Raw genomic sequence first — 20,217 nt, 5'->3', positions numbered from 1 at the left:
TACATTAATATCGTAACGCAGTCATCTATTTCCCAAGGCGCGGCCGCGCGCCGGCGGACGGTGGTCTAAAACACGGTATTCGCAGCATTTTATTTCATCTTGACCCGCGCCGGATCAGGCGACGGCCGACCGGCCGAGCCACGCGCGCCAGCCCCCGAACTCCGTAATGTCCTCGGCGCCCCGAACGGCATGGCTTTCGCAAAGGAAGCCTTTCACCTGTCGGCCGCCTTCGAGCAGAAGCGTCCCGATCCCGAGCGGGGCCGGTATGAGCGCCACGAACGACCCGAACGCGGCCTCGTCCATTTCCCAGATTTCGACTTCGATCGCACCGGGCCCCGTGCCTTCGAAAACGAGGCCCGGCTTTGGCGGGGTCGTTCCGGGCAAGGCATAAAGCCGGTATCCCGCCGCCGTGCGCGCCGTCTCCCGGTAAATGGCGTCGCGCTCTGTGAGCTGACTGTTGAGCGGCTGGCCTCTGAGATGCGCGCCGACCACTGCGACCTCGACCGTTTTCTTCTTCGTGGCGGGCTGCGGGGTGACCGGCGCGGCATCGGATAATGCGGCCTGCGTCGCGCCAAGCTTCGCACCATCGAGCGTGCGGTGAAGAGTGTCACCGATCGCCGCGAGTTGTCCGTCGGCGAACGCTCGTCCGATCAGTGTCACGCCGAACGGGATGCCGTCCTCGCGAAAGCCCGCCGGAACGGCGAGAGCCGAGAGGTCGAGAAGATTGACGAAATTCGTATACGCGCCGAGGTTCGAATTGAGGCGAACTGGGTCGGCCAGGATATCGGCGATTTTGTACGTCGTGCCCGCCGTCGGCAGCACCATCACGTCCATGCGGTTCCACTCGGCGTCCGCAGCGCGGCGATACTCTGCGAGACGATAAAAGCTCTCGAACGTCGCGAGCGCGGATTTATTCCGGCCGTTATGGATGATGTCGCGAACGACGGGATGAAGATCGTCATCGTTCATGTCGTCGACGGCAAATAGCCGTTCGGCAACCCAAGGACCGTCGTACAGCATCGCCGCCGTGTCGCGAAATGGCGCGAAGTTGAAGGGAGTGATCTCGGCGCCGAGCCCGGCGAGGCGATCGATCGTGTGATGATAGAGACGGCGGTATTCGCTGTCCTCGAAGAACGAGAGCGGCGCATTGGGAATGCCAATTCTCAGCGGACGTCCGGCCGTCTCGACGGCGAATGGTGGCGCGTCGGCCCGCGCGAAACAGTCGTCCTTGTCGAAGGCGACGGCTGCCTCCGCAACCTTCGCGGCGTCCGCAACAGTCAGCGCAAAAATCGAAACGGCGTCTTGGCTCTTGCATGCGGGTACGACGCCACGCGTAGAGATGATGCCTTTAGTCGGCTTCAGACCCACGATGTTGTTGAAGGCCGCCGGAACGCGGCCCGATCCCGCAGTGTCCGTCCCGAGAGAAAACGAAACAAGACCCGCGGCCACGACGACGGCCGAACCCGAACTCGAGCCGCCGGAAATGTAGTCCGTATTGAAGACGCTCGCCGGAATGCCATATGGCGAGCGCGTGCCGTTAAGCCCGGTCGCAAACTGGTCGAGGTTCGTTTTGCCGATCAGGATGGCGCCTGCCGCTTCAAGCCGTTCGACGACGGTCGCCGAACGCACGGGCACATAGGCGAAAGCCGGACAGGCACATGTCGTCGGCATACCGGCGACATCGATGTTGTCCTTGACGGCAAATGGAATGCCGTAAAGGGGCCCGTGCGGCGCGCGGCGAAGGCTATCGAGAACGTTCGCCTTATCGCGAAGCGCAATCCAGTCGGGCGCAACGCCCTTGGCTCCGATGCGCGCGAAGACCTCTTCGACCGTTGCTTCGGGTGTCGTTTCCCCCCGCGCGTAGAGGGCGGCGAGATTTGCAATGTCGAGCGATAGGGTCACGCCGTCGCCTCCGCATGTGGCTCTCTTAAGATAACGAGAGCCTGGCCAAGGGCCACAGGCCGCCCTTCGACGCAGCGTACTTCGTGAACGACCCCGCTTTGCGGAGCCGGCACGGCCATTTCCATTTTCATCGATTCAACGATTATCAGCGTCTCGCCCTCGGCGACGGGTGTTCCGGGCTCGACGAGAACCTTCCAGACACTGCCGGGAACCGGGCTCTCGACGGCCGTGGCCCCTGGCGGCAGCGCGGCGGCTCCATCCTCTTCGATACCGCCGTCGGATGCGCCAGCGGCACCTTCCTGATCGACCTGCTGCCAGCGCGCCCGCTCAGCCTCGAAGGCGGCCTGCTGACGCGACTTGAAGGCGCTGATCGATTGGGCGTTCTCGGTAACAAAAGCCTGATAATCCCTGAGACGAAACGTTGTCTCTTCGACTTTGACGCTTGCCTGCCCTTCGAGAAAGCCGTCACGGAACTTCACCAGCTCTTCGCTCGAGACTGGATAGAAACGGATCTGATCGAAGAACCGCAAAAGCCACGGCGACCCGGCTTCAAACGCTTCCGTGGTGCGATACGTGTTCCAGACTTGGCACGTCCGCCCGAAGAGCTGATAGCCGCCGGGACCCTCCATGCCGTAGATGCACATGTAAGCGCCGCCGATGCCGACGACGTTGTCGGGTGTCCACGTTCGCGCCGGATTGTATTTCGTCGTGACGAGACGATGACGAGGATCGATCGGCGTCGCGACCGGCGCGCCGAGATACACATCGCCGAGTCCGAGGACGACGTACGTCGCGTCGAAAACGATCCGCAACACGTCCTCGATGGACTCGAGCCCGTTGATGCGCCGAATGAACTCGATGTTGGAAGGACACCACGGCGCGTCTGGTCGAACGCCCTGGATATATTTGTCGATCGTCTTCTGCACCGCGGGGTCGTTCCACGACAGCGGCAGATGCACGATGCGCGACGGCACCTCGATGTCGCTCAGGTCGCCGAGCGTATCTTCGATGCGCGAAAGTTCGGCGAGCAGATCTTCGAGCGGCAGAACCGTGCTGTCGTAATGGACCTGCAAGGACCGGATGCCCGGCGTCAGGTCGAGAATGCCGCTGAGCTTTCGCTGTTCGAGAGCGGTCATCAGAGCGTGCGCGCGGAAACGTAACGTGAAATCGAGGATGATCGGGCCGTACTCGACGAGCATGTAAGCATCGCCCGCGCGGCGATAAACGACGCGCGGCTTGTCGCCGGACGCTTCGCGGCCGCCGACGATGCAATCATCCGCTCCCCACTTCGCATGCGGAAACGACGGCGCGGCGATAGACTTGAGCGATGCGATCTCTGCGTTCTGCTTGGCAAGACGCGCAGCCGCCTCCGCAGGAGAGAGGCGCGTGAAGCGGACTTTGTCGCCCGGCCGAAGCTGGCCCATCTTCCAAAGCTCGGCTTGCACGATGGTCGCCGGACACACGAAGCCGCCGAGCGACGGACCGTCGGGGCCGAGAATGACGGGCATGTCGCCGGTGAAATCGATCGTACCGATGGCATAGGCGTTGTCGTGAATATTGCTCGGATGAAGCCCGGCTTCGCCACCATCGGTGCGTGCCCAGACGGGCTTCGGCCCGATCAACCGAATGCCGGTCGGATTGGAATTGTAATGAACCTCCCAATCGCTCGAGAAGAACGTATCGATGTATTCCGGCGCAAAGAAATCCGGCGCGCCATGTGGACCGTAGAGAACGCCGATATCCCAGGTATGGACGAGGCGAGGCTTGAGTTCCGCCGGAAGACGTGCCGAAGGAAAGCTCGTCGCGTCGCGGCCGATGTGAAGCACGTCGCCCGTCATCAACACGCGGCCGCCGTGCCCGCCGAACTTGCCGAGCGTGAATGTCGATTTGCTTCCGAGATAAGACGGAACATCGATGCCGCCGCGAACGGCGATGTAGGCGCGCACGCCCGGACCCTTGACGCCGCCGATCTTGAGCACCTGTCCGGCCCGGATCTGGATAGCCTGCCAGTAGTCGACAGCCGCGCCGTCGAGCGTCGCCGTCAGCTCCGCTCCCGCTAGACAGATCACGGCGTCGGTGTTGAACTTGAGGGAAGGCCCCGCGAGCGTCGTCTCGATCCCGGCAGCGCCTTCGTCGTTGCCGACGATGCGATTGGCGAGGCGAAACGACAGCGCATCCATCGGTCCTGATGGCGGCACGCCGACCGCCCAGTAGCCGACGCGTCCCGGCCAATCCTGGATCGTCGTCTGCGTGCCCGGCGACAGAACTTCGATCGTGTCAGCCTTATAAGTGAACGTCTGCAGTGTCCGCGTCAGCATTTCGGCTTTCGCGAAGACGCTGGAGCCCGCGAGCTGGCGCAGATAATCGAGATTGGTTTCGAGACCGCCGATGCGCGTTTGATCGAGCGCCGATCGAAGTCGCGCCAGCGCGTCGTCGCGTGTCGATCCCTTGACGATGATCTTTGCGATCATCGGATCGTAGTAGGGCGAAACCTCCGATCCGCTTTGCGCCCATGTTTCTATGCGCGCGTCAGACGGCCAGGAGACATGTGTCAGCCGACCGGAGCTTGGCCGGAAATCGCGCGCAGGATCTTCCGCATAAAGCCTGACTTGGATCGACGCGCCCGTTGGCGAAATCTTGGATTGATCGAGCGGATGCAGTTCTCCCGCCGCTTGCCGCACCATCCATTCGACGAGATCGGCGCCGACGACCTCTTCGGTCACGCCGTGCTCCACCTGAAGCCGCGTATTGACCTCGAGAAAATAGAACTCGTTCGTCTCGGCGTCGTAGAGATATTCGACGGTGCCCGCGCTTTCGTAATTGACGGACTGGCCGAGGCGTCGCGCTGTCTCCCAGAGCGCCGCGCGCGTCTTCTCGGGTAGATTTGGCGCAGGCGTCTCCTCGATGACCTTTTGGTTCCGCCGCTGCGCCGAGCAATCGCGTTCGCCGAGCGAGACGACGTTGCCGCGACCATCGCCGAAAATCTGCACCTCGATGTGGCGGCCGCGCGCCACGTACTTCTCGATGAAGATACCGGCGTCCTTGAAGTTGTTGCGGGCGAGGCGTTCGACGCGCTCGAACATCGGGGCGATTTCTTCCGCCGTCGACACGAGCTGCAACCCGATGCCGCCGCCGCCGGCCGTGCTCTTGATCATCACCGGATAGCCGATGCGCTGGGCTTCGCTCTTGGCATGTTCGACATCGCGGATGAGCCCGGAGCCCGGCGCCAACGGCACGTTCGCCTGAAGCGCAAGCTCGCGCGCCTTGTGCTTCAATCCGAAGGCTCGCATGTGCTTTGCCTTCGGCCCGATGAACACGATGCCTGCCGCTTCGCACGCCTCCGCGAAATCAGGATTTTCCGACAGAAAGCCGTAGCCCGGATGAATGGCTTCCGCGCCGGTCATCTTCGCGGCGTCGAGAATGGCGTCGAACTTGAGATAGCTCTCGGCTGCCGGCGATGGGCCAATGGCGACGGCTTCGCCCGCCTGCATGACATGCATCGAATGGCGATCGGCCTCGGAATAGACCGCGACGCTCGCGATCCCCATGCGGTCGAGCGTTCTGATGATACGGCAGGCGATAGCGCCGCGGTTGGCGATCAGGACTTTGCGGAACATGGACGTCAGGCCCCCTTACCCCAGATGAGAACTTCGATCGGCGTGGGGTTGTAGGCGTTGCAAGGATTGTTGAGCTGCGGACAGTTCGAGATGAGCACGATGACGTTCATGTGCGCGGTCATCTCGACGTATTTGCCCGGCGCCGACAAACCATCCTCGAACGTCAACCCGCCTTCGGGCGTCACCGGCACGTTCATGAAGAAATTGATGTTGTGTCCGATGTCGCGTTTCGAGAGGCCGTACTGCTCGTTCTCGGCGATCGCGAGCAGGAAGCTGTCGCGGCATGCGTGCATCGATTTCTTCTCGAGCGCGTAGCGAACGGTATTGCTCTCCGTCGCGCAGGCGCCGCCGAGCGTATCGTGACGGCCGACCGTATCGGCCGTGATCGTCAGCATCGGACGGCAGATGTCGGAACGAAGTACCGATCCCGCGGTCAGGTAGATATTGCCTTGCTCCCGGATGGTGTCGGACGCCGAGTAGCGTTCCGCTGGATCGTCGGCGTTGAAGAACAGGGTGTCTGCCGCCTGATTGCCTTCGAGATCGAGGAGGCGAAGCGTTTCGCCTTCGTGGACGACGTGCATCCAATATTCGCCGGCCGGAACGATACGGCGATAGATCGCGTCGACTTCGCGAAGCGTGCTTTCTTTGATCATTGATGCGCGTCTCCACAGCAACCGGCGAGGAAAATGCGGTTGTTCTCGAAACCGCGCTCGTTCTCGGGCGCGGAAAGCCGCGCGGGGTCGTCGGCCGCCGCCGGCGCCCCCTCGAAGATCTCGAAGTGCACTGCTTTCCGGGGATACGCATTCGCGAGGTTCAAGGGATGCGGACAGGTGTGAAAGAGAACGAGCGTATCGATCTCGAAGCGCAGTTCAACCTGAGCTCTAGCCTTCGCTGCTGAGGTATCGAGCGACATCGCGCCATCGGAGGCGACGGCGATCTTGCTGAACCAGTTGACGTTCGCCGCCAGATCGCGGCGCGTCAGCCCATACTTCGCTCCTTCGACGAGGAAGCTGTCGTGGCCGTTCTGCTGCCAGTCGTTGCGTGCGTTCTGATAGTTCTTCTCGCCCCATTTCCGCGCGACGATGGCCTTCGTCGTATTGCCGGAGACCGTATCGTGCCAGCCGAACGTGTCCGACACGACCGAGCAAAAGATGCGACCCATATCCGAGTAGAGGCAATGACCGGCGGTGAGCTTGAACGTGTGCTGACATTTCAGCGTGTCGGGCGCGTTGTAGCGCTCGAGCAAATTCAGCGGATTGTAGAAGAGCATCCCGATGTTGGCACCGCCCTCCACATCAGTCAGGCGCAGCCGCATGTTTCGGCGCAGCAGCAGCGACCAGTGTTTGCCTCCTGGCAGCGTATCCCCGTAGACCAAGTTGCCCATTTTTGACCTCAAAGCAGAAGCGTTCCTCGCAAGACGCTGGCGCGCCAGTCCGGGCCGTCCCGGGTTCGTCAGAAGCCGCCGAGGGTCGTCCCTCGCGGAAAGCGTGAACACCTAAGAGCGCGGAGCAGAGTGCCCGTGACGCGTTAGAACGCCGGGGCTGCCTGCAACTTTCTTCGGCCAGATCTCGATATCCTTGGTGATCGTCGCGCCCTTCGGCAGCAGAGGCGCTGTCGGAGGTGGTGTCGGAATGTCGGCCGATAGCCGGACGCCATATCGCTCGAGTTCCTCGGGCCGGCTGCGCGGCCGCTCGAATGCGATGATCCGCGTACCGAGTTCGAAAGCTTCACTGAGGTCGTGAGTGACCATCACGACCGTCAGCGAGGATTCATTCCAGATGCGCCGCATCAGAACGTGGATGTCGGACCGAATGCCGGGATCGAGCGCGCCGAAGGGCTCGTCGAGCAAAAGCACCTTCGGCCGCCGCATGATTGCCTGCGCCAGTGCAAGACGTTGCTGCATACCGCCCGAAAGCGCGGCCGGATATTTTGCTTCCTGGCCGGCGAGGCCGACAGCGGCAAGAAGCTCGCGCGCATCGTCTTCCGCCTGTTTCCGCGCGCGACCGAATAATCGGCCGAGCGCGCCGGCCATCTCGAACTCCCGCCCGATGATGACGTTGCCGAGAACTGTCAGGTGCGGAAATACCGAGTAGCGCTGGAAGACGACGCCGCGGTCCGCATCGGGCTCCGCTTTGAGGGGCACGCCATCGACGAGAATGCTGCCGCGCGTTGGCCGCTCCTCGCCGAGAAGCATGCGCAAGAATGTTGTCTTGCCGCATCCTGATGGGCCGACCAGCGCCACGAACGAGCGCGTCTCGATCTCGAGATTGATCTGCTCGAGGACGACGTGATCGCCGTATTCTTTCCAAACCTTGTCGAAGACGATGGCGTTCATGCTGTTCTCGCTTCGGCAAACCACGGGAACGACTTGCGTTGAAGCAGCCGCAGGGAAAGATCCATGACGAACGCCAGAAGCGTGATCCACGCGACGTAGGGCAGGATCACATCCATCGAGAGATAGCGGCGAACGAGGAAGATGCGGTAGCCGAGGCCGGAATCGGCGGCGATCGCCTCGGCAGCAATCAGGAAGAGCCACGCCGGACCGATTTCCAGCCGAACGGAATCGATCAGTCGCGGCAGGATTTGCGGCAGCACGACGCGCAACGCGATCTGCGGCGTCGATGCGCCGAGCGTCTGCGCCTTGATGAGCTGCTCGCGCGGAATGTCTTCGACCCTGAGCGCGATGTCGCGAATGAGCTTCAACGATGTGCCGACGACGATCAGCGTGATCTTCGAGGCTTCGCCGAGCCCCATGACGATGAAGAGAATGGGAAGGAGCGCGAGTGGCGGCACCATCGATAACACCGCCACGACCGGCCCGAGTGTCGCGCTCATCACCGGCAGCAACCCGACGACGATGCCGAGAACCAGGGCGATGGCCGTCGAGATGGCAAGGCCGGCAATGAGCCGCGTCAGACTCGCCGACGTATCAGCCCAAAGCAGATAATCGCCCGTGCGGGTATCGGGCTTCATCGCGTAAGCGTCGATCGTTTCGCCCATCTTGGCGAACGACGGAAGAAGTTTGTCGTTTGGATTTTCGGTCAGTCGAATGTCGGAAGCGATAATGTAAGTGAGTAACAGTAATGCGAATGGCAGGAAGGCGAGGGCAAGGCGCCAAGTCTTGTCCGGCCGGTAGTTGATAGCGCGCATGCGGTCGCCTTCCTTCGGTGCGTTACGAGAAAACGGCGCTTAAAGCTTGCCGTCTTCCGCCTCTTTCATGAACGTCGCGTCGTAGCGGAACTTGACGTTCGCCTTGTCGCCGAAGACCGTTTTGTCGGGGAACTCGACGCCGATCGCGCCGTCGGACTTCGCGTCCTTGCCGAGCAGGGATTTCTCGAACAGGAATTTGGAGACGCGTTCGGTCGTCGTCTTCAGATCTTTGCCGGTGGCAAACGCCACGGCGTCTTTCGGATCTGAAAACAGCTTCGTCGTTGCAAGCTGTTCGTCGAAGCCTTTGACGTCGGTGCCTGAAGCCTTGGCCATGGCCTCCTTCGAAGCCGTACCGTCCTTCAGCGTCGCAAGCGTCTCGTACCAGATACCTGCGAGTGCCTTCGCGAATTTGGGATTGTCTTTCAGCACGGCCGTGTTGACGACCATGAGGTCAATGATCTCGCCCGGAATTTGCGAGCTGTCGAAGACCTTCTTTGCGTCGGGAGATTCAAGGATCGTCGAAACGATGGGCTTCCAAGTGACGACCGACGTGACGTCGGGTGTCTTGTAAGCGGCCGCCATATCGGCGTCGGACGTGTTGACGACTTTCAGGTCCTTCTCGGCGAGCCCGACGCTTTCAAGACCGCGCGCCAGCAGGTAGTGCGAAACCGAGAACTCGACGAGATTGACGTTCTGGCCCTTGATGTCCGCGAGCTTGTCTTTGTTCTTCAGGATGACGGCGTCGTTGCCGTTCGAGAAGTCGCCGACGATCACGGCCGTGGTGTCGACGCCGCCGGCAGCCGGAATGGAGAGCGCATCCATGTTCGTCACGGTGACCGCGTCGAACGAGCCCGCCGTATACTGGTTGATGGATTCGACGTAATCGTTGAACTGTTTGACTTCGATGTTGATGCCGTATTTGTCGGCCCATTTTTTCACGATGCCGGAATCGGCCGCATAGCCCCAAGGCATCCAGCCGACATAAATCGACCAGGCGACTTTGAAGTCTTTCTTCTCGGCGGCATTTGCAGGCGACAGGGCAAACCCTGTCACGGCCGCGAGACCAATCGCGGCCTTCAAAATTTGCTTGACGGAAAAGCGCATCGCCAACCCCTGTCCTTGTGCTGACCACTCAGTGAGGCCGCAAGGAACTTCGGGACAGGAGCGGAAGACCTCGGATGAGCGCGGAGACGAGCGCGCGGAGGGAGGCCTGTCCGTTCGAGCGCCGGAGCAACTCGCGGTGTAGGTCTCCCGGGCTTTTATCCCGCCGTGGCTCCGCCTCGCGTCGCGCGAAGCGGGAGAGCCTCTCTCGGACCTGACGCTTGTGAAGCCGGAACCCTAGAGGCGTTATGCGCCATGCTCTGCACGGGGCGTGCCAAGGCTTTTTTGCAGGAAAAACGCAGGAAATCTTCGGGTGCGGGTGATTGCGTTGCCAGCTGCTTGTGCTGAACGCCTAGTACCTAGGCAGTTCCACGGGAGCCGCGCTTTCGTCACGAAAACGATTAGGCCTCGACCAACCTCGGCCGCGACGAGAGCAGTCCGCGCAGCATCCCGACGACGCGTGACGCCGGACCCTTGCCGCCGCATTGAATGCTGATCCGCGCGCCTTCGAACAGAAGAAAGACTTCATCGGCGAGCAAACCGGGGTCGCGATATCGGGCGGCGCGGAAGAGCCCGACGAGGCGGTCATGCTTACGCTGTTTGTAGGCTTCGATCACGGCGCGGGCCGGGTGGCCGGTATCGAGTTCGACGGCGGCATTCGCCAGCGCGCAGCCGCGTTCGAGCTTGTTCGTCAGCACGTCTTCGACAAAATCGACCCAGGCATCGACTTGTTTTTGGGGGCTATCTACATTCTCGGCCAGAATGCGATTGAGAACGTCATCGCCTTCATCGGCGAGCTGTTGGACGTATGTGACAATCAATTCGTCCTTCGATTTGAAGTGACGGTACAATGTCATCTTGTTTGTAAGCGCGGCCTCGGCGATTGCCTCCACGCCGACGGCATACACGCCGTGCCGGTAGAAAAGATCGCGAGCTGCGATCAGAATTCGCTCTCGTGGTGACTTGGCGGCAAATTGCCCCTCGGCGACTGCTTCTGATCCGCCAACGCTGCGCAAATCTTTCTCCTGCGCAATGCTCATGCGCCCTTGACGAGAATGTTACCGATCGGTAGCTGTATGTTACCGATCGGTACCGGGTAACATGACTCTGTCATCTCTGTCACTCGGTACTTAACGCGCGCGGAACGAATGCCGTGCGCCCGTTCGCGGTGGGGTCAGAAGGAAAATTCACACGGGCCGAACGCGGCGACGCTCGGCGCGATTAGACGCTGGCGCTCGATATGGAACGCAACCGGTTCCCTCGTGCGTCGATTTCAAATCTACATGACGGAGACAGAACCCGTGTTCCAACGGTCCGCCTCAATCGCTGCGGTTCTGCTGACTTTATCAGCGGGACTTTCGGCATGCAGCGAAGAGAAAACCGCAGCTCAAGCGGCGCCTCCGCCACCGCCGCAGGTCACCGTGGCCAAGCCCACGAAGAAGATCGTCGCCGACTACGATGAATACGTCGGGCGATTCGTCCCCGTCGACTTCGTCGAAGTGCGGGCGCGCGTTTCGGGTTACCTCGACAAGATCCACTTCACCGACGGCCAGATGATCAAGGCCGGCGATCCGCTCTTCACCATCGACCGCCGTCCATTCCAGGCATCGGTTGATCAGGCGAAAGCATCCATCGCGCAAGCGGAGGCGAAGGTCGCCTTCGCACAGTCCGATTTGGAGCGCGGTGAAAGTCTGGTCCGCGGAACAACGATCACGCAGCAGTCGCTCGATCAGCGCCTTCAGGCGAAGCGCGTGGCAGAAGCGGATTTGACCGCTCAGCAGGCAGCGTCGAGGCAGATGACTCTCGATTTGGAGTTCACGGAGCTTGTCGCTCCGATCGACGGCAAAATAGGCGATCGCCGCGTATCGGTCGGAAACCTCGTCACCGGCGGAACGACCGGAAACACGACGCTGCTCGCGACGATCGCCTCGGTCGATCCGATCCGCTTCGAGTTCACGATGGATGAGGCCTCATACCTCCGCTACCTCAAGGCTGCGTCGGCGAAGACAACCGACAGCAAAGGCGGTGCCTTGGACATGCCAGCTCAACTGAAGCTGATCGATGAAAAGGACTTCGTCCACGACGGACACATCGACTTTATCGACAACGCGATCGATAAATCGTCCGGCACGATCCGCGGCCGCGCGGTCTTCAAGAATGCTGACGGACGCCTCACGCCGGGCATGTTCGGCCGCATCCGGATTGCGGCTTCTGAACCGGCGGAGGCGCTGCTCGTTCCCGATGCCGCCATCGGCACCGAGCAGGTCAGGAAGTTCGTCTATGCCGTCGGCAGCGACAATGTCGCGACACCGAAATACGTCACGCTTGGACCGTTGGTCGATGGGCTGCGCGTCGTGACGACGGGCCTTTCGCCTGACGACACGGTCATCGTGAACGGCCTGATGCGCATCCGACCCGGCGCGAAAGTCACGCCGCAGCAGGCAGCCGCCGACGCTTCCAATCCGAAGGACCAGACGGTCCGGACCCAATAAAGAACGGCCCGTCCAATGCGCATATCGCACTTCTTCATCGACCGCCCGATCTTCGCGGCCGTCATTTCCGTCGTGTTCGTCATCATCGGCCTGGTATCCGTCAGCCGATTGCCGATCGCGCAGTATCCGGAAATCGCGCCGCCGGTGGTGAACATCACGGGGCAATATCCGGGCGCCAGCGCCGAGGTCGTCGCGGCGACGGTCGCAACGCCGCTCGAGCAGCAGATCAACGGCGTCGAGCACATGCTCTTCATATCGTCGAACTCGACGAATGACGGCCGCTTCTCGATTTCGGTCACCTTCGATATCGGCACCAATCTCGATATTGCGCAGGTTCAGGTGCAGAACCGCGTCTCCATCGCACTGCCGAGATTGCCGGCCGACGTGCGCAACATCGGCGTCACCGTTGCGAAGGCGTCGCCCGACCTCATGATGGTCGTGCATCTGCTGTCGCCCGACAATTCACGCGATACGCTTTTCATTTCGAACTACGCGAGCGTGAACATCGTCGATGCGCTCACCCGAGTGCAGGGCGTAGGCTCGATCACGGTATTCGGCGGACGCGATTACTCGATGCGCGTCTGGCTTGATCCCGACCGCCTGCAATCGCTGGCGCTGACGGCAAGCGACGTCGTGACCGCGCTGCAGGGACAGAACGTCCAGGTGGCCGCCGGCGTGCTCAATCAGCCGCCGCTCGAAAAGCCTGGCGCATTCCAGATCACGGTGCAAACGCAAGGTCGCCTGATAGATCCGAATGATTTCGGAAATATCGTCGTCAAGCAAAACGCCAACTCCGTCGTCCGGGTGAAGGACGTCGCGAGAGTCGAACTGGCGGCGCTCGATTACAGCATCAACTCGTATCTCGATAAGCAGGCGGCGGTCGGTCTCGGCGTCTTCCAGCTGCCCGGTTCGAACGCCATCGAAACGGCGAAGAACATCAAAGAAGCCATGGCGGAGATGTCGAAGAGCTTCCCGCCGGGGCTCGAGTACACCATCGTCTACAACCCGACTGACTTCATTCAGCAGTCGGTCGACGCCGTCATTGACACCATACTCGAAGCCGTCGTTCTGGTGGTGATCGTCGTCCTCCTCTTCCTGCAAACATGGCGCGCGGCGATCATCCCGATCGTGGCCATCCCCGTTTCGCTCATCGGCACTTTCTTCCTGATGCAGATGTTCGGCTTCTCGCTGAACAACCTGTCGCTCTTCGGGCTCGTGCTGGCGATCGGCATCGTCGTCGACGACGCGATCGTCGTGGTCGAAAACGTCGAACGCAACATGGCAAACGGGATGAGTCCCCGAGAAGCCTCCTACCGGACCATGGAGGAGGTGGGCACGGCGCTCATCGCCATCGCGCTCGTTTTGAGTGCGGTGTTCGTTCCATCGGCATTCATCACCGGCATCTCGGGCCAGTTCTATCGTCAGTTCGCGCTGACGATCGCGGGCGCGACGGTGATTTCGCTGATCGTGTCGTTGACCCTGTCGCCCGCGCTCTGCGCCATGCTCTTGAAGCCCCATTCGACCGAGCATCGCCATAGCCCCCTCACGTGGCCCATCCGCGCGTTCTTCAATGCGTTCAACTGGAGCTTCGATAGGCTTTCCCACGGCTATGGATGGCTGGCTGGACGCGCCGTCCGGTTCTCCATCCTGATGCTGGTGCTATACGCGGGCCTCATCGCATTCGGATTGAACGAGTTCCGCAAAACTCCGGTCGGCTTCATCCCCGACCAGGACGGCGGCTATCTGATCACGATCACCCAGCTTCCGCCTGCCGCTTCTTTGGCTCGTACCAACGAGGTCAACAAGCGGGCCGTCGAACTTGCGCTCACCGTTCCGGGCGTTGCTCACGCCGTCAATATCGTGGGCTTCTCCGGTGCGACGCGCGTCAATGCCTCGAACGCTGGCGCGGTTTTCGTCACGCTGAAGCCCTTCGAAGAGCGCGCCAAAGATCCGAACATGTCGGCGAAAGCTATTCAGGGTGCGCTCCTCAAGAAATTTTCTGAGATCCAGGAAGCTATGGTGCTTGTCGTTGCGCCGCCCCCCGTCCGCGGTCTTGGCAGCTCCGGCGGCTTCCGCATGATGGTGGAGGATCGATCGGGTGCCGGCTCGGCTGCGTTGCAGGCGGCTGTCAATGCGATGATGGGCAAGGCGGCTCAGACGACGGGCGTGCGGCAGGTGTTCTCGCTCTTCGAGACGTCGACGCCTCAGCTCTATCTCGACATCGATCGCGTCAAGGCGCAGATGCTCGGCATCCGCGTCCCTGAAGTCTTTGCCGCGCTGCAAACGTACCTCGGCTCGATCTACGTCAACGACTTCAACCTCCTCGGCCGCACCTTCCGCGTGACGGCGCAGTCCGACGGTGAATTTCGTTTGACGCCAAAAGATGCGCTGAGCATTCGCGTGCGCAATTCGAACGGCGATGCCGTCCCGCTCGGCTCGTTCACGACCGTGAGCGATATTTCAGGCCCGGCGCGCGTTCCCCGCTACAACCTTTATCCGGCAGCCGAACTCGATGGTTCTGCTGCTCCCGGATACTCGCAGGGGCAGGCGATCGACATCATGCAGAAGCTGGCGGCCGAGACGCTCCCGCCTGGCTTCAGCTATGAATGGACCGATCTCGCCTATCAGCAGATCCGCGCCGGCAACACGGCAATCTTTGCCTTCGCTCTGGGCGTCCTGTTCGTGTTCCTCGTCCTTGCCGCACAGTTCGAAAGCCTGACGTTGCCGCTCGCGGTCATCCTGATCGTCCCGATGAGCCTCATCGCATCGATCTCGGGCGTCATCCTCCGGGGAATGGACAACAACATCCTGACCCAGGTTGGCTTCATCGTTCTCATAGGTCTAGCGGCGAAAAACGCTATTCTGATTGTGGAGTTTGCGGAGCAACTCGAAGCTCAGGGCAAATCCCGATTCGAGGCCGCGACCGAAGCGGCCCGGTTGAGAATGCGACCGATCATCATGACGTCGCTGGCGTTCATCCTCGGCGTGGTGCCGTTGGTTTGGGCGGTCGGCGCCGGTGCCGAGCTGCGTCAAGCGCTCGGAACCGCCGTATTCGCGGGCATGATCGGCGTAACCTTCTTCGGCCTGATCTTCACGCCCGTCTTCTATGTGGTGTGCCGCTGGCTGTCCGATCTCGGCCGCAGGTCTCGGGCACCATCTCACGAGACGCCGCTTCATCCGGCCGAGTAGGCGCAAGCCGCCTTTCGGGTACCCGCAAGCCTCGCACAGGACGCCGGAGTCAGAACAGACTCCGGCGTTTTTTCATCGGCGAACGCGAATCGGGACTGCGACATGAATCGAAGAGATCGGCGGCTTGCGCAGGCGACGTCACGGAGCATTCCTCAACGCACCGGCGAGCCCGATATCGCACGCGATTATCATCAGGCAGTTGATCATCTCAAAAACGGCCGCTTGGCCGAATCGGAAGTTGCGCATCGGCGCGTGCTCTCCCGTCTGCCCACCCATGCTCCAAGCCTGCACCACATGGGCCTCATCGCGTATAAGCGGCAGGAAACGCATGATGCGGTCGAATACATCCGCGAGAGCGTCGCCAATCAGCCAAATTACCACGAGGCGTGGCTCAACCTCGCGATCATCCTCGGCGAAATGCGCCGGTCCCATGAGGCAATCGCCGCCTGCCGCGAGTGCCTCGCTTTGCAGCCTCGTAACGCTGAGGTCCACACGGTGTTGGGCAACCTCCTCACGGTGGTTGAGAACGAAACCGAGGCGATATCGACCTATGTCAAAGCGCTCGAGCTGAAGCCCGATCAGCCCGCCGTGCTCGTGCGGCTCGGCAATCTGATGCTGAAGTCCGGCCAGCCGGAAGCGGCGGCGGCGCGCTGCAGGCAGGCCCTCCAGCTCGATCCGGACTTCGCGGAAGCACGCGTTCTCGACCGCCGAATATCGGCGATGACACGCCCCGTGGCGTTGATTGCAGCGGAAATCGAAGCAGAATCGAAGAGCAGCGATGAGCTTGCGAAGCGCCTTGACGAACTCGCTTTGTTTCTTCGCCAGGACCGGCGGTACGACGAAGCGATAGAACTTTGCCGGCGCGCCGTTGCGGCGAATCCGGATAATGCGGACTACGTCTTCAACCTTGCCCTTGCACTCGAAGCACGCGGCAATTTGGAGGAAGCCCTTGCAAGTTACCAGGCCGGCCTCGCGATCGATCCTCAACGGGCTGACGCATACACCGCCGTCGGCGGCGTGCTGCGCGCCTTGAAGATGGAAGCGGGCGCCGTTCAGGCGCTCGAGCACGCGATCAAGCTAGACCCGACTTCTGCGCAAGCGCATTACAATCTCGCGATCACGCACAAAATATGTGAGCGGTACGAAGAGGCGGACTTAGCCTTCCGAAAATGCCTCGAATGCGCGCCCGAGGCTTTCGTCAACCGGTTCGAATATTTGAACCTGCTCCATTTTCAATGTGATTGGTACGGCGTCGACGAAGAGGGAAGTTATTGCCTCGAAAACTTCCGAACGAAGCCGATGCATATCTCGCCGTTCCCGCTGATTTCGCTGTGGTCTACGCGAGACGACCAACTGAAAGCGGCCCGCAACTACATCAAGCCGATCGCCGTTCCGCAGCAGCTTCGGTTCGCATCCTATCAGAACAGTCTCGGACGGGGCCGCCGAATTCGGCTCGGCTTTCTCTCCAACGATTTCTTCGAGCACGCAACCGCCATGCTGTTCGCCGAAGTCTTGGAAAAGCTGGACCACGACCGTTTCGAGATCTTCGGCTACTGCTTCAGCCCGGAAGATGGCAGCGCGATGCGCCAGCGCCTGCTGAAGGCATTTGAGCACGTCAGAAAAATCGGCGAGATGACGAGCCGCGATGCCGCGGCAGTGATCAATGCCGATGCGATCGACATCCTCATTGACCTCAAGGGATATACGAAAGACGCCCGCTCGGAAATTCCGAGCTATCGCCCCGCGCCGATCCAGGTGAATTACTTAGGATATCCCGCGACGATGGGCGCCGATTTCATCGATTACATTCTTGCCGATGCCATCGTCGCGCCGATGGAGCACCAGCCGGACTATTCGGAGAAAATCGTCCATCTTCCGAATACCTATCAGCCGAACGACCGCCAGCGGAAGATCTCGGATGAGCCGGTGACGCGCGCCGATTGCGGGTTGCCGGAGGATGCCTTCGTATTCTGTTCATTCAATAACAGCTACAAGCTCAATCCGACGATGTTCGACGTCTGGATGCACGTGCTCAGGCAGGTGCCGGGCTCAGTGCTTTGGCTGCTCGTGCCGAACGAGACCTGCGCCAACAATTTGAGGCGAGAGGCAACCAGCCGCGGCGTCGATCCGGGTCGTCTCGTTTTTGCCAACCGCACGTCGATTCCAAAGCACCTCGCGCGGCAGCGCCTCGCCGATCTCTTCTTGGATGCGCTCCCTTGTAACGCGCACACGACGACGAGCGACGCTCTCTGGGTCGGCTTGCCTGTTCTGACGTGCCTCGGCGAAACGTTTTCCGGACGCGTCGCCGGGAGTCTCCTCTCCGCGATGGGACTTCCCGAACTGATCACCACCGACCTCGATGCCTACACCGACCTCGCGATTGAACTCGCGCGCGACAAGGGCGAGCTCGACCGGATCCGGCGCAAGCTCATATCGATGAGAGATACCGCGCCGTTATTCGATTCCACGCGCTATGCACGCAACCTCGAAGCATCCTTTGAGAAGATGGTGGAAATCATGCGATTGGGCCAAGCCCCTCAGGCCTTTGCGGTTGTCGAACAGACGAGCGTTCCGCCGACAGTGCAAGCGATCAAGCCGAAGCCGCAAGGTCCGCGGGCAATCTACGATGCCTGCCCGCTTTGCGAAGGTCACGAGATTGCGCGCGCGAATGAAGCGCGAATAACGAACGACCCAGCTTACAATTCGATGCTTCCGCCGATGCTGAAATGGTGTCGTTGCGGATCCTGTGCACACGTCTTCACCGAAGGCTATCTGACACCGGAAGGTCACGAGATCGTCTATCCGGCGGCCAGGACCGAACAGAAAGTCGGAAAGGACGCCGAAAATCAACGCAAGATCTCGGCGAAAATCGTCGCCCGCGTCGCGCGCCATGTGCCGTCAGGAGATTGGCTCGACGTCGGGTTCGGCAACGCGTCGCTCCTTTTCACGGCCGCAGAATGGGGATTTTCCCCGGCCGGAATTGACGCAAGCGAAGAGAGCGTCGCGAAGCTCAAAAAGTTCGGATACGAGGCGCACCGCGATCTGGAATCCCTCGCCGCCGAGGACCGCTTTAGCGTCGTCAGCATGGTCGACGTCCTGGACCGCACGCCATTTCCGGCAACAACGCTCGGCCTCGTCAACAGGATGATGAAGCGCGGAGGCGCGCTTTTCATCTCATCGCTCAACATGGATTCGATTGTGTGGCGAGCGCTCGATGCGACGGGAACAAACCCCTATTGGGCTGAGATCGAGCGCTATCATCACTTCACGCGCGCGAGGCTCGTCAAGTTGCTCGAGTCGCAAGGCTTCAAATTCGCCGAGTACGACATCGGCGATCGCCATCGCAGTTCGATGGATCTCATCGCTTTGAAAATCTGAGCGTGATACCCGGCGACGGCCACATGTGGTCTTACAGGCGGAGTTACTGACAGAGCCCGCGCTGGGATTTCCGGACTTTCATATCGAGATGAAAATGATCGCGATGCGCATCATTGGTTTCCGGCCCGAGTACGGTGCCGAAAATATCGCAGGCGTCATCGTGCGCTTGACGAAGGAACGTTGACGACGCGAGTTTCGCCGCGGCTTCCTTCTCGGCTTCCTCCGATTTCGGCTTGTCTTCGCCCTTTTTTGCTTCGCCCTGTTTCGCGAGGTCGTGAGCGCCGAGCTTGGACGCCGATACAAGGATCTTGCTGCCTTTGATCTTCTCGTCGGCGGGCGCCTCGCTGGATTTGTCAGCGGCCCGCTTCAGGTCGCCTGCTGTCGGGCCCCATCCCTTGGAAATGCGGATGATCCTTCCGTCGGCGAGCACGAACGCCGATATGTCGACCGCATCCATCAACGCATGCTCGCTGAGCGGCGCCCGTGCGAGGCCATACCGATTCCGGCATGAGTAGGATTCCGCAATTACGCGCGTGACGGGCGAGCCGAAGCTTTTTTGAGCCGCGGGCTGCAGCTTATCGGTGATCCAAGTGCTGAGGCCCGCGATCATCGGACAATTGAGCGTTGCAGGCGGCTCGATCTTCACTTTGCTCTCGCCGACACTCCTGAGTTCGCGAGGCGCCGGCGCGCCGCAAATTCCTTCGCGGGCCGGCGGAAGTTCTTCCGAAACGACCGTGACGTTTGCGAGAAGCTGCGCGCATTCGGCTTTCGCAGCCGCGATCTCCGCATCCGTCCACGGCAACGCGGCCTGTTTCGAAGGTGGCAGCGGCTTAGCCGGAGCAGCCTGCGGATCGCCCGGCTTCAGCGGCTGCAACGGAGCAGGTGTATCGGTCGCCGGTAACTCCGGGCCTTTACTGTCGGTTGTCTTCGCCGATGGCGGCTCGCCGGCGGCCGTCGCCGAAGGTGCCTCCGCTTCGGCGGTGACGCCAGGTGCAACCGCAGGCGCTATGGGTTTAACTTCTGATCGTGCATGCAACTCCTGCTCGGCGGGCAGGCTCACGCGGCCGGCACGGATGATGTAGAAGCTGTTGGGCTCGAGCAGTGGAAGGAGTAAGAGCCCGAAGAAGACGACGCGGCTGAGCGTGATCGAATACCGAACGGCAAGGCTATGTGCCTTGCGCGCGGCCTTGGATCGAAGCGCCATGGCACGGGCTAACAATTCCTGTTGCACGCTCAAGACGGGATCCTACCGGCTGTTACCCTTTACAATGCGCCCGCGCGCAATCTTCACTTCTATAGATGGAAATTTTGACCACAGATGGTCTCGGGGACCAAACAAAAGTAAATTGGCCCGCGGAAGGTTCCGCAAGCCACATCTCGTACCAGAA

Annotated in this window: 12 protein-coding genes and 1 riboswitch; of the genes, 3 read left to right on the top strand and 9 right to left on the bottom strand. The window is 61.0% G+C overall.

Annotated elements, in window-relative coordinates:
• Positions 1–114: 114 nt before the first annotated feature.
• From atzF to K2Q04_RS06145, 8 genes are all read right to left on the bottom strand, one after another.
• Positions 115–1,902, bottom strand: coding sequence for an allophanate hydrolase (gene atzF, locus K2Q04_RS06180; protein ID WP_291160706.1), 1,788 nt, complete (start codon positions 1,900–1,902; stop codon positions 115–117).
• Positions 1,899–5,519 carry an urea carboxylase gene (uca, locus tag K2Q04_RS06175; RefSeq protein WP_291160703.1) on the bottom strand — a complete coding sequence of 1,207 codons (3,621 nt, stop codon included), beginning with the start codon at positions 5,517–5,519 and terminating at the stop codon, positions 1,899–1,901. The genes atzF and uca overlap by 4 nt, the downstream gene beginning before the upstream one ends.
• A 5-nt stretch (positions 5,520–5,524) precedes the next feature.
• Complete coding sequence (locus K2Q04_RS06170; RefSeq protein ID WP_291160701.1) at positions 5,525–6,172, bottom strand: urea amidolyase associated protein UAAP2; 648 nt, start codon at positions 6,170–6,172, stop codon at positions 5,525–5,527.
• The gene (locus tag K2Q04_RS06165; protein ID WP_291160698.1) at positions 6,169–6,903 is read right to left on the bottom strand and encodes an urea amidolyase associated protein UAAP1; all 735 of its coding nucleotides are present in this window, start codon (positions 6,901–6,903) and stop codon (positions 6,169–6,171) included. Before K2Q04_RS06165 ends, K2Q04_RS06170 begins: the two co-directional genes overlap by 4 nt.
• Before the next feature lie 111 nt (positions 6,904–7,014).
• Complete coding sequence (locus K2Q04_RS06160; RefSeq protein ID WP_291160695.1) at positions 7,015–7,854, bottom strand: ABC transporter ATP-binding protein; 840 nt, start codon at positions 7,852–7,854, stop codon at positions 7,015–7,017.
• Positions 7,851–8,669, bottom strand: a complete 819-nt coding sequence (locus K2Q04_RS06155; protein WP_291160692.1) for an ABC transporter permease — start codon at positions 8,667–8,669, stop codon at positions 7,851–7,853. The genes K2Q04_RS06160 and K2Q04_RS06155 overlap by 4 nt, the downstream gene beginning before the upstream one ends.
• A 39-nt stretch (positions 8,670–8,708) precedes the next feature.
• Positions 8,709–9,773 (bottom strand): putative urea ABC transporter substrate-binding protein, encoded by a 1,065-nt coding sequence (locus tag K2Q04_RS06150; protein ID WP_291160689.1) that lies wholly within the window; start codon positions 9,771–9,773, stop codon positions 8,709–8,711.
• Positions 9,774–9,915: 142 nt separating this feature from the next.
• Positions 9,916–10,022, bottom strand: a riboswitch (guanidine-I (ykkC/yxkD leader).
• A gap of 149 nt (positions 10,023–10,171) precedes the next feature.
• On the bottom strand, positions 10,172–10,810 hold the full coding sequence (locus tag K2Q04_RS06145; protein ID WP_291160686.1) for a TetR/AcrR family transcriptional regulator: 639 nt from the start codon (positions 10,808–10,810) through the stop codon (positions 10,172–10,174).
• Between the two features lie 261 nt (positions 10,811–11,071).
• On the opposite strand from K2Q04_RS06145, the gene K2Q04_RS06140 reads away from it, so the two are divergent.
• From K2Q04_RS06140 to K2Q04_RS06130, 3 genes are all read left to right on the top strand, one after another.
• Positions 11,072–12,262: an efflux RND transporter periplasmic adaptor subunit gene (locus K2Q04_RS06140; RefSeq protein ID WP_291160684.1), complete on the top strand. Its 1,191-nt coding sequence runs from the start codon at positions 11,072–11,074 to the stop codon at positions 12,260–12,262.
• A gap of 15 nt (positions 12,263–12,277) precedes the next feature.
• Positions 12,278–15,451, top strand: coding sequence for an efflux RND transporter permease subunit (locus K2Q04_RS06135; RefSeq protein WP_291160682.1), 3,174 nt, complete (start codon positions 12,278–12,280; stop codon positions 15,449–15,451).
• 102 nt (positions 15,452–15,553) lie between these two features.
• Complete coding sequence (locus K2Q04_RS06130) at positions 15,554–18,829, top strand: tetratricopeptide repeat protein (RefSeq protein ID WP_291160680.1); 3,276 nt, start codon at positions 15,554–15,556, stop codon at positions 18,827–18,829.
• A 43-nt stretch (positions 18,830–18,872) separates the two neighbouring features.
• Here K2Q04_RS06130 and K2Q04_RS06125 read toward each other — a convergent pair whose 3' ends face one another.
• Complete coding sequence (locus tag K2Q04_RS06125; protein ID WP_291160678.1) at positions 18,873–20,033, bottom strand: extensin family protein; 1,161 nt, start codon at positions 20,031–20,033, stop codon at positions 18,873–18,875.
• Between the last annotated feature and the right edge of the window lie 184 nt (positions 20,034–20,217).

The organism is Hyphomicrobium sp. (genome assembly GCF_019753045.1).
Taxonomy (GTDB): Bacteria; Pseudomonadota; Alphaproteobacteria; order Rhizobiales; family Hyphomicrobiaceae; genus Hyphomicrobium_B.
The sequence above is the reverse complement of the archived record's forward strand: the minus strand, read 5'-3'. Positions and strand labels throughout refer to the sequence as shown.